Origin of the sequence: Capnocytophaga sp. oral taxon 338 str. F0234, assembly GCF_000192225.1 — a bacterium.
In the GTDB taxonomy this organism is placed as follows: Bacteria; Bacteroidota; Bacteroidia; order Flavobacteriales; family Flavobacteriaceae; genus Capnocytophaga.
The window spans coordinates 919485-932281 of sequence record NZ_GL872413.1; the positions used below are offsets into that span (position 1 = coordinate 919485).

Below are 12797 nucleotides of genomic sequence, written 5' to 3' on the forward strand. Positions count from 1 at the left end.
GTTTATCTCTTTTTTGAGGATTCTATAAAATTTTTATATGTATTATTCTCTATTTCTAAAAAGAATTTGTATATTTGCAGTATGAAAGTACAAGATGTTAGTAGGCTAAAAGAGTTTCTTAATAAAAAGCCAATTATTACAATTATTCCCCATACTTCTCCAGATGGGGATGCCATAGGGAGTTCTTTAGGGCTTTTTCATTTTTTAAAAAATCAAGAACATGATGTTCAAGTGATTGTTCCTACTGATTTTCCTGAGTTTTTAAAATGGATGCCAGGAACATCACAAATAATTATTTATCCTAATGAGGAACAGAAAGTTAAAAAGCGTATAGAGGACTCCACACTTATTTTTACTTTGGATTTTAATAATCTCTCTCGTGCTAAGCCTTTAACATCTTTCTTGGAAAATACAAAAGCAACTTTTGTAATGATAGATCATCATCAACAGCCTGATACTTACGCCACCATTATCTATTCTGATGATAAGGTAAGTTCCACTTGTGAGTTGATATATAATACTGTGGTGGCTCTCTCATCTGAGAAAGAAATTGATAAGAATATAGCCACTTGCCTATATACAGGGATTATGACTGATACAGGGGGATTTCGTTATTCTTTAACCTCGCCTACTACTCATAGGATTGCGGCTACTTTATTAGAAAAAGGAGTAAACTGTGCTCAGGTTAGTTCAGATGTTTTTGATAGCTATTCTATTGATAGATTACAATTGTTAGGAAATGTATTAGATAATCTAACTTATTTACCTAAGTATAAGACAGCCTATATGTCTGTAAGTAGTAAAACTCTTAAGCAGTTTAACTTTCGCAAAGGAGATACTGAGGGTTTTGTTAATTATGGGTTACGTATAAAAGAAGTGGAATTGGCAGCTATATTTATTGAAAATGAGGAAGAGAATTTGGTAAAAATATCTTTTCGTTCTAAAACAAATTTAGATGTGAATCTTTTAGCACGTACTTACTTCAATGGAGGAGGGCATATTAATGCAGCAGGAGGTTCAACTCATATTTCTTTACAGGATACAGTAACTCACTTTTTGAGAATACTTCCTGAGTTTTTTGCATTACCTACTGCTTATAATTTGAATGTTAATATATGAGAGTAATAATTGCATTATTGTTTATATTTATTTTAGGAGCTTGTAGCAAGAAGGAAGCACGTCGCCCTGTAATGGTTAAGACAGATACTTTTCTAAAGGAATCTGCTAAGAAGAATAGAGAATTGTTGGTAGATCAGGAAATTGTAATGGATTCCATTATAGCAAAAGATACACTTCATACTTATCTTAGTTCTAAAGATGGATTTAAGTACTATTATATTACTGAAAATAAGGAAGCTACTTACCTACCTGCTTTTGGTGATCGAGTGGATTTTACTTATAGCTTATCAGATATTTATGGAAATGAAATTTATTCTAAAGAGGATACTAAGATAGTTACCTATCAGGTGGATAAGCAAGAGTTTTTTCAAGGACTACGTCAGGCTATAAAACTATTGAAAGAAAAAGAAGAAGCGGTTTTTTTCTTTCCATCAGAGATTGCTTTTGGTTATCATGGTGATGATGGGAAGATAGGCGTTAATAAGCCTATTCGTGCTCAAGTACATATTCTTAAAATAGAACCAGCCAGTGAACAACCATCTGATCAAGAGGATGGAAGATAAATCTAAAAAACAGAAATTATAATGAAAATTGATACACAAGAATATACAGGAAAGATATTACCTATAGAAAAGATACTTTCTATTATAGAAGAGATTCCTTATAATGATCATTATTTTGTTGTATTGTTTGAGGAGAATTCAGGTGAGCAGGAGAACTATATACAAACCACCTTAGAAGATGAATCTAAAGGTGAGCAAAGTCCTTACTTGGTAGAGGCACGAGTATATCAACCGAATGGTACTTTTATTCATTATCGTACTGTCCTTCCAACAGCAAAAGAAGTAGTTCCTTTTTTTACAGGATTTTATCATAGAACTCCTTTATCATATAGTGATTGGGAAGAAGTAACAAATGAATTCTTAGAAAACGAATAATTGTAATCTCATTAAATATAGAATTTTTATGAAAAAAGTTAAATTTTGGGCATTATTATTGCCTTTGTTATTTGTAGCGTGCAAGTCTGCTAAATATCCTAATCTAAAGGATGGATTGTATGCAGATATTCAAACTAATAAAGGAGATATGTTAGTAGAACTTTTCTATAAGGCAACTCCTGGAACAGTGGCTAACTTTGTTTCCTTAGCAGAGGGAAATAATACTTATGTAGAAAATACTTATAAGGGCAAGCACTACTATGATGGTACCACTTTTCATCGTGTGATTAAAGATTTTATGATACAAGGAGGAGATCCTACAGCAACAGGAGAAGGTAGTCCTGGGTATCAGTTTGCTGATGAGTTTGTGGATACACTTAAGTTTACAAAGAAAGGACAGTTAGCTATGGCAAATGCAGGACCAGCTACTAATGGTAGTCAATTCTTTATCACTGAGAAAGATACTCCATGGCTTACAAATCACCATACTATTTTTGGTCAAGTAATCAAAGGAGAGGAAGTCATTAGTCTTATTACTTCTGAGAAGACAAATGAAGCAGATAAACCTCTTTCTGATGTAAAGATCAATAAAATAGAAATTATACGTGTAGGAAAAGAAGCTGAAAAATTTGATGCTCCTAAAGTATTTGATTCTTTTATGAAGGAACAAATAGAAATTGCAAAACAAAAGGAAGCTGAGGAAAAGGCTAAAAGTGAAAAAATTCTTTCTGAACTTGCTGAACAAGAAAGTCAAGCAATAGCTTCTCCTTCTGGAATAAAGATTTTGAAGCTAAAACAAGGAAATGGAGTGCAACCCAAGCAAGGACAAACTGTATTAGTAAATTATGCAGGTTATTTGCGTGCTAACGGAAAGTTGTTTGATTCCAATATAAAAGAAGTGGCTCAAGCTAATGGAGCTTATGACCAGCAACGAGATATGGGAGGAGGATATGCCCCTTATCCTTGGGAATATAGTCCTAAAGTGGGACTTATCGCTGGATTTAAAGAAGCTTTGTTAGGTATGCAAGTGGGAGAAAAAGTACGAGTATTCATTCCTTCTGCTTTAGCCTATGGAAAACAAGAGATTAAGGATCTTATTCCTGCTGATTCTGACCTTGTTTTTGATATAGAAATTGTGGATATTGCTAAATAAATTTTGTACTAAATAAATTTTATGAGGTAGAAGTATGTTTCACTTCTACCTCATTTATTAAAGAAATGTTTTATTTAAATAATGAAGAAGTTATATAATATAAATAAAATATTTTTATTTCTTTATTGGGGGCTCTTATCTTATATGTTGCTTCGTCCTAGCAGTAGTCTTACCAGTAATATCTTTTTTTTTACAGGAGCTGATAAATTAGTTCATTTCCTTATTTTTGCCCTGTTAGCTTTTTTATATGAAAGAGTTTTTCCAAAACAGAAAAGAAAAATTTCTTTTTTTCTAATGATATTATATGCGATTTTTACTGAAGTAGCTCAAGAGATGATGCCTTTTGGAAGAAGTGGAGAAATAGGAGATTTATTTGCAGATATTCTTGGGATTTTCTTTGGATATTATACATTGATAGTCTATAATTATATCAATAAATCCAAATAGATAATGAAATAGGAAAAGAAATTATCTCTTAGAACAGTTTTTTCTTAACAATCTATAAGTAGTTGATCTTAAAGAAATGTTTCAAAAAAGTAGAAATCAACAAGTATGTTAATAAAAAGTACTCAGTTGTTTATTTCTAGAAAAAGTTATCAACAATATTTGTTTTTCTGTGGAAAACTGAAAAAAAAATAATAAATTTGCACCAAAAGACTTTACAAAAAATAATAGCAAAAAAATCATTAGTTATGGCGATAGATTTTGACAATGAAACGTTTGATTTGCCTAAGAATCAGGGTAATTTAATTAAAGTAATAGGTGTTGGTGGAGGTGGAGGTAATGCCGTGAATTACATGTATAAGCAAAATATTAAGGGTGTAGACTATATTATTTGTAATACAGACCGTCAAGCCTTGGACAAAAGTCCCATTGTTAATAAGATCCATTTAGGATTTGCACTTACCGCTGGTTTAGGTGCGGGTTCTAATCCAGAAGTAGGAGAGCAATCGGCCATGGAGAGTATTGATGAAATTAAAGCCATGCTGGGTGAGCATACTGAAATGGTATTTATTACTGCAGGTATGGGAGGAGGAACAGGAACAGGAGCCGCACCTATTATAGCTAAGATATGTCGGGATATGGGAATTCTCACTGTAGGGATTGTAACTAGTCCTTTTAAGTTTGAAGGTGAAATCCGCTTAAATCAAGCACAGAAAGGAATAGAAAACCTTCGTAAACATTTGGATTCTCTTATTGTCATTAATAACAATAAACTTCGTGAAGTATATGGTAATTTAGGGGTGAAATCTGGTTTTGCCAAAGCGGATGAAATCCTTACAATTGCTGCTAAAGGAATTGCTGAGGTAATTACTAAGGATTTTGAGGTAAATATTGATTTACGTGATGCTCGCACAGTACTTTCTGATAGTGGAACTGCTATTATGGGAACAGGTTTTGGTACAGGAGAAATGAGAGCTATAGATGCAGTGAAAGGAGCTTTGGATTCTCCGCTACTTAATGATAATAAAATTACAGGGGCTCAAAATGTTCTTCTACTTATACTCTATGGTAAAGAGGAAATTACTATGGATGAAGTAGCTGAAATTAGTGAATATATCCAAAAAGAGGCAGGTAATGGACAAGAGATGGCTGCTGGTTACAAGACAAATATTATTATGGGGATGGGAGAGGATGAATCGCTTGAGGATAAGGTAATGGTAACTGTTGTAGCTACGGGTTTTTCCACCGAACAACAGCATGAAATTATTGATTTGGAACCTAAGAAAATTGTACATTCTTTAGATGATAATGCACATTTTGTGAAAGAATTAGAAACTACCTCTTCTTTTACGGATATTTCTTTTGAAAATTCTTTGAAAAGAAAAGAAAAGATAACTCATTACTTGGATGACACTCCTCAAACAGAAACTAATTCTTCTTTAGAGGATAAAGTTTCTACTTCTTTGGCAGGAGAACCTACTAAAAGTAATATAGGAATTACTCTACATACTGCTACTCCCGTTGAAAAAAAAACAACTCCTACCAATAAAATAGGTATTCTGGACAAAGAACTTTATAATATTCCTATTCAATTTGAGGTGGTAGAACGTATTTCCTATCCTACTAAGGAGGAACATGCTGTACAAGCAGAAGAATTTGTTATTTATCAAGAGAAAAAGACATCTCCTGTACAAGAGGTTAGGCAACAATCACAACAGGTAGAGGAACCAGTAATATTATTTGAAGTAGAGGAGAGGAAAATGGCAGCCACTTCTCCACGAAAAACGATGGCTGCAGTAGCTTCTCCAGAACAGGAGGGAAGTGATAATAAGATAGTTCATCGTTTTGAGGATTATTTACAAGTAGAAGAAAGGCTCACCAAGGCTCATTCTCCACAAATAGAAAAAGAGGAAGAAGAGTTTAGAGCAGAGATACGTGTAAAGGAACCTACAAATTCACCTCAACAGCCAAAAGAAGAGAATCAAAATGCTTTTCTTACAGCTCTAAAAGCAAATGCAAGTAATCGAAGAAATACTTTTAAGAATATGAGTTATCAGTTTTCCTCTCAAAGTCTTTCTAAGATTGAGGATTTGGAGAATACTCCAGCATATCTCAGACAAGGGATAGATATTACTAACAATACTCCTAAAGCAACAGCTTCTCGTAGCTCTATTAGTTTGGATTCCAATAATGTACCCCAAATACGAGAAAATAACGGATACTTACATGATAATGTAGATTAGTTAGAAAAAGACATAGTTAATTTATTTTATAATTGATAAAAGGACAGTTAATGGAAATTAGCTGTTTTTTTTCAGTAAAAAAAGTATAGTCAAATGCAAAAACCTAGTATACCTAAAGGTACACGTGATTTTTCTCCTGAGGAGGTAAGTAAGCGTAATTATATTATTCAGATTATCAGAAAAAATTTTGAGAAGTTTGGTTTCCAACCTATTGAAACACCCAGTTTTGAAAATATGGAAACTCTTATGGGAAAGTATGGAGAAGAAGGAGATAGACTTATTTTTAAAATACTTAATTCAGGGGATTTTCTAAGAGATATTCCTGAAGATATTTATAGGGAACATAATAGTCAAAAGATGACTACTCAAATAAGTGAAAAGGCACTTCGTTATGATCTAACGGTACCTTTTGCTCGTTATGTGGTGCAGCATCAGAGTGAGATAACTTTCCCTTTTAAACGTTATCAAATACAACCTGTTTGGCGAGCTGACCGCCCTCAAAAGGGTCGTTATCGCGAATTCTACCAGTGCGATGCTGATGTAGTGGGAGCCAATAGTCTTTGGCAGGAAGTAGAATTTGTCCAGTTATATGATAGTGTATTTGCTGCTTTACAACTTAAAGGAATAACTATCAAAATTAATCATCGAAAGATTCTCTCTGGTTTTGCTGAAGTTATTGGTACTCCTGAGAAACTAATTGACTTTACAGTAGCTTTGGATAAACTTGATAAAATAGGTAAGGAGAAAGTGGAAGAAGAAATGCTTCAGAGAGGAATTTCTCCAGAAGCGATAGCTAAGATACAACCTGTTTTTTCTTTACAAGGAAGTTTTTCGGAGAAAATAAGTCAACTCAAGGAATTACTTGCGACCTCACAGGTGGGGAGAGAAGGAATAGCTGACTTAGAGTTTATTTATGAAACTGTACAACAGATTGGCTTACAGGTGTCCAATTTAGAGTTAGAAGTAACTTTAGCGCGTGGGCTGAATTATTATACAGGAGCTATTTTCGAAGTGGCTCCTCCCAAAGAGGTAGTTTTGGGATCTATAGGAGGAGGAGGACGTTATGATGAACTTACTGCTATATTTGGACTCAAAGGAATGAGTGGTATAGGAATTTCCTTTGGATTAGATCGTATTTTCCTTGTAATGGAACAATTAGCTTTGTTTCCCGAAACATTAACCCATAGTTTGGATGTTCTGTGTGTTAATTTTGGAAAATCTGAAGCATTGATTTCCTTTGGTTTGGTTCAGCAACTGCGTCAAAAGGGCTATAAAGCAGAACTTTATCCAGAGATTATCAAACTTAAAAAGCAATTGGCCTATGCCGATAGCCGAAAAGCAAAATATGTAATTCTTATAGGAGAAGAAGAACTTAGTCAAAATACTGCTGTTCTGAAAAATATGCTTACAGGAGAGCAAATTACCTATCCCATAGTAGATATAGTGAATCATATAAAATAATTGCATAAAAAAGGCTATCCAAAAATGGGTAGCCTCTTTTTGTGTATGATATAGCTTGTTCCATATTAAATGGATTGTATTACCGCTTTCTCAGCTTCCTTACGTGTACCGTCAAAACCATCTACTCCGGCAACAGTAGTATACTTGAGTACATATTTTCTAGTAGGGTAAAGTCTGTTATATACTCCTTGACACATTAGTGTTGCTTCATGAAACCCACAAAGAATAAGTTTGAGTTTCCCAGGATAGGTATTTACATCCCCTATGGCATATACTCCTTCTATATTAGTTTGGTAGTCAAGCGCATTGTTTACCTTGATGGCATTTCGTTCTATTTCCAATCCCCAATCGGCAATAGGTCCCAGTTTAGGGGTTAGTCCGAAGAGAGGAATAAAGTAATCGGTAGGGAGCTCCTTCTGATGTCCCTCTTTTTCGATTATTACAGAGGAAAGCTCTTTCTCTCCTTTCAAATTCACTACTTCACAGGGAGTAATAAGATTTATTTTACCTTTAATCTTGAGAGCTTTTACTTTTTCTACTGAATCCAAGGCGGCACGAAATTCATTACGGCGATGTACTAAAGTAACGGATTTAGCGATATCAGCAAGAAATATACTCCAGTCAAGGGCAGAGTCCCCTCCTCCAGCGATAACTACACGTTTGCCAACAAAGCGGTCAGGAGCTTTTATAAAGTATTCTACACCTTTATCCTCATATTGTGTAAGGTTAGCAATTTCAGGCTTTCGAGGCTCAAAGGTACCAAGACCACCAGCAATGGCAACTGCTTTTCCTTTGATTTGTGTACCTTTATCAGTAGTAACTATAAAAGAGCCATCTGCTTGTTTGTCTAAAGTCATGGCTGTCTCAGAAAGGGTAAACTCAGGTTGAAACTGTTTAATCTGTTCCATAAGGTTATCTACAAGTTCAGACGCTCCTACACTGGGGTAACCAGGGATGTCAAAGATAGGTTTTTTAGGATAAAGTTCGGTAAGTTGTCCTCCTGGTTGAGGAAGAGCATCTATAAGATGGCATTTTAGGCGTAGGAGTCCTGCTTCGAATACAGCAAATAGACCTGTAGGTCCTGCCCCAATGATGATAATATCGGTTTCTTTCATGAATATTAATTTGATTGTGCAAAAATACGAAATTAATGGCAAATGACAAATGATTAATCCTCCCTTAAGTCATTAACTCCTAACTACTGGAATAGATTGTTTAGTTTGTAGATTGGACTTATAGAATTGTCCTTTGACTCTTATGACGTCGTTGTGTTTGTTGTAGGCTGTATGCAGGTGTCTTCCTTTGGATTACAGTTAGAAATGGAGATATTTGTGAGGCTTGTTTTGTGCATCTTTTGGCAGATGAGAGAAGGTATTTCCTCTTTATGAATGAACATAATAGGTATTTCCTGAGAGCACTTCCATAGCTGCTAGGATTATAATTAAGGGTAAGGATGACAAAAATGCTAAAAAATATTTCATATAGCAAGGAATTAGTAAAGTAATTTGACTTCTTTGAGAGAAAAGGAGCTTACCACAGCATCTTCTTGTTCTACTTGGAGTTGTCCGTTATGGCTTACTCCTTTGATGTAGCCCATAAAGCGCTTCCCATTAGGATATTCAAAAGTGGAGGGCTTGTCCTTTCGAAAAAGGTGAGCATGATACTGGTCTAATACAGTATCAAATCGAGTAGGGGAGAGGCTGATGAGCGCTACTTCTAATTCGTGGCATATAAGGAGCAAGACCTCCTCTAAGTCAAAGGGGTGTCCCATAATTTTCTGTAGGGAGGAAACGTTGGGTAGATCCTTGAAGAATAGCTGATTTACATTTAACCCTATACCAATTACTGAAGCGGTAATTTGCTCTTTATTCAGTGTATTTTCTATGAGAATTCCGCAGATTTTCTTTTTATCTGACAAAATGTCATTAGCCCACTTAACAGCCAAGTCGGGTATATATAATTTTTTTAAGGCACGGAAAATAGCCAGCGAGACTTCCATATTCAACAGAAAGTGATATTCAGAAGGAAACTGATTAAAAACTTTCAGAACGCTGAAAGTGAGGTTTTTATAAGGATCAGATATCCATTTAGCCCCTTGCTGTCCTCGTCCTTGATCTTGTGAAAGAGACCATATACAAGTAAGGTCTTTTACTTCTTTTTCTTTGACAAGATTTTTTAGATATGTATTGGTAGAATTTGTGGCATTAAGTTTGATAATTTCCATAAAAAGTTATACCTTTGTCGCTTTGCAAAAGTAATTAAAAAAATTGAATGTCAGACAAAAAAAATAATACAGAGGAGATACTTTCTTCCGTTTTGGAAGGAATACAAAAAGTTAAAGGGCAGGACATCACTATCTTAGACCTCAGGGGAATAGAAAATGCTGTATGTAACTATTTTGTAATTTGTTCAGGTGGTTCTAATACTCAAGTGGTTGCCATTTCTGGAGCGGTACAGAGACAAACCCCACAAAAGCCTTGGCATGTAGAAGGTGAGCAGAATGCCGAGTGGGTACTCTTGGATTATGTAGACGTAGTAGTACATATTTTTCAAAAACCTATACGTGAATATTATGATATAGAAGGCTTATGGGGAGATGCCCAGATAACCCATATAAAAACAGATAATTAAATTATGAACGAAAACAAACCTTCACGTTTTTCTGCCTTTTGGTTCTATGCAGGACTGGCAATAATTCTATTTTTTATTCTCAATCCACTTTCAAGTTCAGGTTTATGGAAGCAACCACAGGAAATCTCACAAACAGAATTCGAAAAATTTTTACAAGATGGAGATATTTCCAAAGTGGTGGTAGTTAATAAGCACCAGGCACGAATATATTTGTTCCCAGAGGCAATGAATAAGCCCGATCATAAGGAAGTTCGAGCAGAAAATCCTTTGTTTAAAACAGGAGCTGATTCTGATGTACCTCAGTATAAAATGGAGATAGGTGTATTAGAGAATTTTGAGAACAGGTATAATAAAATAGTTACAGAAAACAATCTATCCAGTACGCAACTTATATATAAAACAGAGCAAAATTTCTTTGGAGATGTTCTTATTACAGTAGTACTTCCCGTAGTACTTTTTGTAGGTCTATGGATATTCCTTATGCGTCGAGCAGGCGGAGGAATGGGAGGCGGACAAATATTTAGTATAGGAAGATCACGTGCTAAGCTTTTTGATGGAGAGAAAGATAAGAAAATTACTTTTCAGGATGTGGCAGGTTTAGAAGGTGCTAAGGAAGAAGTGCAAGAGATAGTGGAGTTTCTTAAAAATCCTGAAAAATATACTTCTTTAGGAGGTAAAATTCCTAAAGGAGCTCTCTTAGTAGGACCTCCGGGTACAGGGAAAACCCTTCTTGCCAAGGCAGTAGCAGGAGAAGCAAAGGTGCCTTTCTTCTCCCTTTCCGGCTCTGACTTTGTGGAAATGTTTGTAGGGGTAGGGGCTTCTCGTGTGCGTGATTTGTTCCGACAAGCTAAAGAAAAATCACCAGCTATTATATTTATAGATGAGATAGATGCTATTGGACGTGCACGCGGAAAGAACAATCTCACTAATGCTAATGACGAGAGGGAAAATACTCTTAATCAGTTACTTACAGAAATGGATGGCTTTGGTACTACTACTAATGTGATAGTATTGGCAGCCACTAACCGTGCTGATATTTTGGATAAAGCCCTTCTTAGAGCAGGGCGCTTTGACCGACAAATCTTTATAGATTTGCCTGATCTTAATGAACGTAGGGAAATATTTAAAGTACACTTACGACCTATTAAGATTACAGAGAACTTGGATATTGATTTTTTAGCTAAGCAGACTCCAGGATTCTCAGGGGCTGATATTGCTAATGTATGTAATGAAGCTGCCCTAATTGCTGCTCGTAGAGGAAAGACTTCTGTAGATAAACAAGATTTTCTGGATGCAGTGGATAGAATTATTGGAGGACTTGAGAAGAAGAATAAGATTATCACTCCAGAGGAAAAGAGAGCTATTGCCTATCATGAAGCAGGACATGCTACTGTAAGTTGGCTTTTGGAACATGCAGCACCCTTGGTAAAGGTAACCATTGTCCCAAGAGGACGTTCCTTAGGAGCAGCTTGGTATCTGCCAGAAGAACGACAAATTGTGCGTACGGATCAAATAGAAGATGAGATGTGTGCAGCCTTAGGTGGACGTGCGGCAGAGCAGATTATTTTTGGTAAGATTTCTACAGGAGCACTCAGTGATCTTGAAAAAGTAACTAAGCAAGCTCGAGCTATGGTAACTATTTATGGACTTAATGAGAAAATAGGAAACCTTACTTATTACGATGCTACAGGAGAAGAATATGGATTTACCAAGCCTTATAGTGAAAAGACAGCTCAAGTGATTGATGAGGAAATCAACAAAATTATTGAGACACAATATCAAAGAGCTCTTGATATCCTCCGTACTCATCAGGATAAGCTCTCCACCCTAGCTGAATTACTTTTAGAAAGGGAAGTGATCTTTAAGGAGGATTTGGAAGCAATATTTGGTAAGCGACCTCATGAGGAAAAAAATAATTATTAAATTTTATTCTTAAAAAGCTAACACTTTTTGTTAGCTTTTTTCATATTTATTGCTTATTTGTTAAAAAACAAGTAAAAAGTATTTTGTATAAAAAAAATGTTCTACCTTTGCAGCAGATAACTTTTAAAGAAAAAAAGATGAAAAAATTATTAGTTTTAGCTAGTATATTTCTAGCAATTAGTAGTGCTTCAGCACAAGCGGCTTTGGACAGAGGAGGCGTGCAGCTCAATGGAGGCTTTGGTTTTACAGGATGGGGAATACCCGTGTATGTAGGTGCCGACTTTGGGGTTACTGATCAAATAAGTGTAGGAGGAGAATTATTCTACCGTACTGATAAAGTGGCAGGAGTACGTTATAATAATTTTGGAGTACTTGCCAACGCTAACTATCACTTAGGTGAATTATTACGCTTTCCTTCTCCTTTAGATGTATATGGAGGTATGAGTTTAGGGTATTATAATTGGGATAATGACTATAAAGGTAATCGCTATTGGGATTATGAATATGATTCAGGTTTAGGAGTTCGCTTACAAACAGGGGCTCGTTACTTCTTTACAGATAATTTTGGGGTAAATGCTGAAATATTTGTAGAACATAATACGGGAAATACTATTACCTCAGGAGGACTTAAAATGGGGGTTACTTATCAGTTCTAAAAAAATATATATATAATAATTTTAAAAGAGAGATTATTGAATGTTATTCAGTAATCTCTTTTTTAGGTCATAGTAATCAATATGAAATGTGTTTAAACTTTTTTGAGAAACTTGGATATAAATTCTAATAGAAGTATTCCTATTCAAGTTATATCTAAATATTCATATCTCATTATCAGATTCTTATATCTATCAAGTCAATCGTTTGATTGTTCAATCTTGAATCTGT

Annotated in this window: 12 protein-coding genes; 10 read left to right on the top strand and 2 right to left on the bottom strand. The window is 35.1% G+C overall.

Annotation, left to right across the window (positions count from 1 at the left end):
• Nucleotides 1–81: 81 nt before the first annotated feature.
• The 7 genes from HMPREF9071_RS04215 (at nt 82) to hisS (ending at nt 7358) form a co-directional block, all read left to right on the top strand.
• Nucleotides 82–1119 (top strand): bifunctional oligoribonuclease/PAP phosphatase NrnA, encoded by a 1038-nt coding sequence (locus HMPREF9071_RS04215; protein ID WP_040358277.1) that lies wholly within the window; start codon nt 82–84, stop codon nt 1117–1119.
• A complete protein-coding gene (gene gldI / locus HMPREF9071_RS04220) occupies nt 1116–1682 on the top strand; it encodes a gliding motility-associated peptidyl-prolyl isomerase GldI (protein WP_009745338.1) in 567 nt (188 codons plus the stop codon). Before HMPREF9071_RS04215 ends, gldI begins: the two co-directional genes overlap by 4 nt.
• A gap of 21 nt (nt 1683–1703) precedes the next feature.
• Nucleotides 1704–2057: a hypothetical protein gene (locus tag HMPREF9071_RS04225; protein WP_009745339.1), complete on the top strand. Its 354-nt coding sequence runs from the start codon at nt 1704–1706 to the stop codon at nt 2055–2057.
• Nucleotides 2058–2085: 28 nt separating this feature from the next.
• Nucleotides 2086–3210, top strand: coding sequence for a peptidylprolyl isomerase (locus HMPREF9071_RS04230; RefSeq protein WP_009745340.1), 1125 nt, complete (start codon nt 2086–2088; stop codon nt 3208–3210).
• Nucleotides 3211–3354: 144 nt separating this feature from the next.
• A complete protein-coding gene (locus HMPREF9071_RS04235; RefSeq protein WP_253908284.1) occupies nt 3355–3657 on the top strand; it encodes a VanZ family protein in 303 nt (100 codons plus the stop codon).
• 245 nt (nt 3658–3902) lie between these two features.
• Entirely contained in the window at nt 3903–5897 is a 1995-nt protein-coding gene (ftsZ, locus tag HMPREF9071_RS04240) for a cell division protein FtsZ (RefSeq protein WP_040358010.1), read from the top strand.
• Nucleotides 5898–5990: 93 nt separating this feature from the next.
• Nucleotides 5991–7358 (top strand): histidine--tRNA ligase, encoded by a 1368-nt coding sequence (gene hisS / locus HMPREF9071_RS04245; RefSeq protein WP_009745343.1) that lies wholly within the window; start codon nt 5991–5993, stop codon nt 7356–7358.
• Nucleotides 7359–7423: 65 nt separating this feature from the next.
• Here hisS and HMPREF9071_RS04250 read toward each other — a convergent pair whose 3' ends face one another.
• Entirely contained in the window at nt 7424–8473 is a 1050-nt protein-coding gene (locus HMPREF9071_RS04250) for an NAD(P)/FAD-dependent oxidoreductase (RefSeq protein WP_009745344.1), read from the bottom strand.
• Between the two features lie 377 nt (nt 8474–8850).
• Nucleotides 8851–9582: a biotin--[acetyl-CoA-carboxylase] ligase gene (locus HMPREF9071_RS04255; protein ID WP_009745345.1), complete on the bottom strand. Its 732-nt coding sequence runs from the start codon at nt 9580–9582 to the stop codon at nt 8851–8853.
• Between the two features lie 47 nt (nt 9583–9629).
• Between HMPREF9071_RS04255 and rsfS the strand changes: the two genes are divergently transcribed.
• The 3 genes from rsfS to HMPREF9071_RS04270 all read left to right on the top strand — a co-directional run bounded on the left by rsfS (nt 9630) and on the right by HMPREF9071_RS04270 (nt 12568).
• Nucleotides 9630–9989, top strand: coding sequence for a ribosome silencing factor (gene rsfS, locus HMPREF9071_RS04260; RefSeq protein ID WP_009745346.1), 360 nt, complete (start codon nt 9630–9632; stop codon nt 9987–9989).
• Between the two features lie 3 nt (nt 9990–9992).
• Nucleotides 9993–11912: an ATP-dependent zinc metalloprotease FtsH gene (gene ftsH, locus HMPREF9071_RS04265; protein ID WP_009745347.1), complete on the top strand. Its 1920-nt coding sequence runs from the start codon at nt 9993–9995 to the stop codon at nt 11910–11912.
• A gap of 137 nt (nt 11913–12049) precedes the next feature.
• The gene (locus HMPREF9071_RS04270) at nt 12050–12568 is read left to right on the top strand and encodes an outer membrane beta-barrel protein (protein WP_040358013.1); all 519 of its coding nucleotides are present in this window, start codon (nt 12050–12052) and stop codon (nt 12566–12568) included.
• The last annotated feature ends 229 nt before the right edge of the window (nt 12569–12797 follow it).

Coding starts and splice junctions, on each gene's coding strand:
- ftsZ (WP_040358010.1), top strand. CDS start 3,903: ATGGCGATAGATTTTGACAATGAAACGTTTGATTTGCCTAAGAATCAG.
- HMPREF9071_RS04215 (WP_040358277.1), top strand. CDS start 82: ATGAAAGTACAAGATGTTAGTAGGCTAAAAGAGTTTCTTAATAAAAAG.
- HMPREF9071_RS04230 (WP_009745340.1), top strand. CDS start 2,086: ATGAAAAAAGTTAAATTTTGGGCATTATTATTGCCTTTGTTATTTGTA.
- HMPREF9071_RS04250 (WP_009745344.1), bottom strand. CDS start 8,473: ATGAAAGAAACCGATATTATCATCATTGGGGCAGGACCTACAGGTCTA.
- rsfS (WP_009745346.1), top strand. CDS start 9,630: ATGTCAGACAAAAAAAATAATACAGAGGAGATACTTTCTTCCGTTTTG.
- gldI (WP_009745338.1), top strand. CDS start 1,116: ATGAGAGTAATAATTGCATTATTGTTTATATTTATTTTAGGAGCTTGT.
- ftsH (WP_009745347.1), top strand. CDS start 9,993: ATGAACGAAAACAAACCTTCACGTTTTTCTGCCTTTTGGTTCTATGCA.
- HMPREF9071_RS04235 (WP_253908284.1), top strand. CDS start 3,355: ATGTTGCTTCGTCCTAGCAGTAGTCTTACCAGTAATATCTTTTTTTTT.
- hisS (WP_009745343.1), top strand. CDS start 5,991: ATGCAAAAACCTAGTATACCTAAAGGTACACGTGATTTTTCTCCTGAG.
- HMPREF9071_RS04255 (WP_009745345.1), bottom strand. CDS start 9,582: ATGGAAATTATCAAACTTAATGCCACAAATTCTACCAATACATATCTA.
- HMPREF9071_RS04270 (WP_040358013.1), top strand. CDS start 12,050: ATGAAAAAATTATTAGTTTTAGCTAGTATATTTCTAGCAATTAGTAGT.
- HMPREF9071_RS04225 (WP_009745339.1), top strand. CDS start 1,704: ATGAAAATTGATACACAAGAATATACAGGAAAGATATTACCTATAGAA.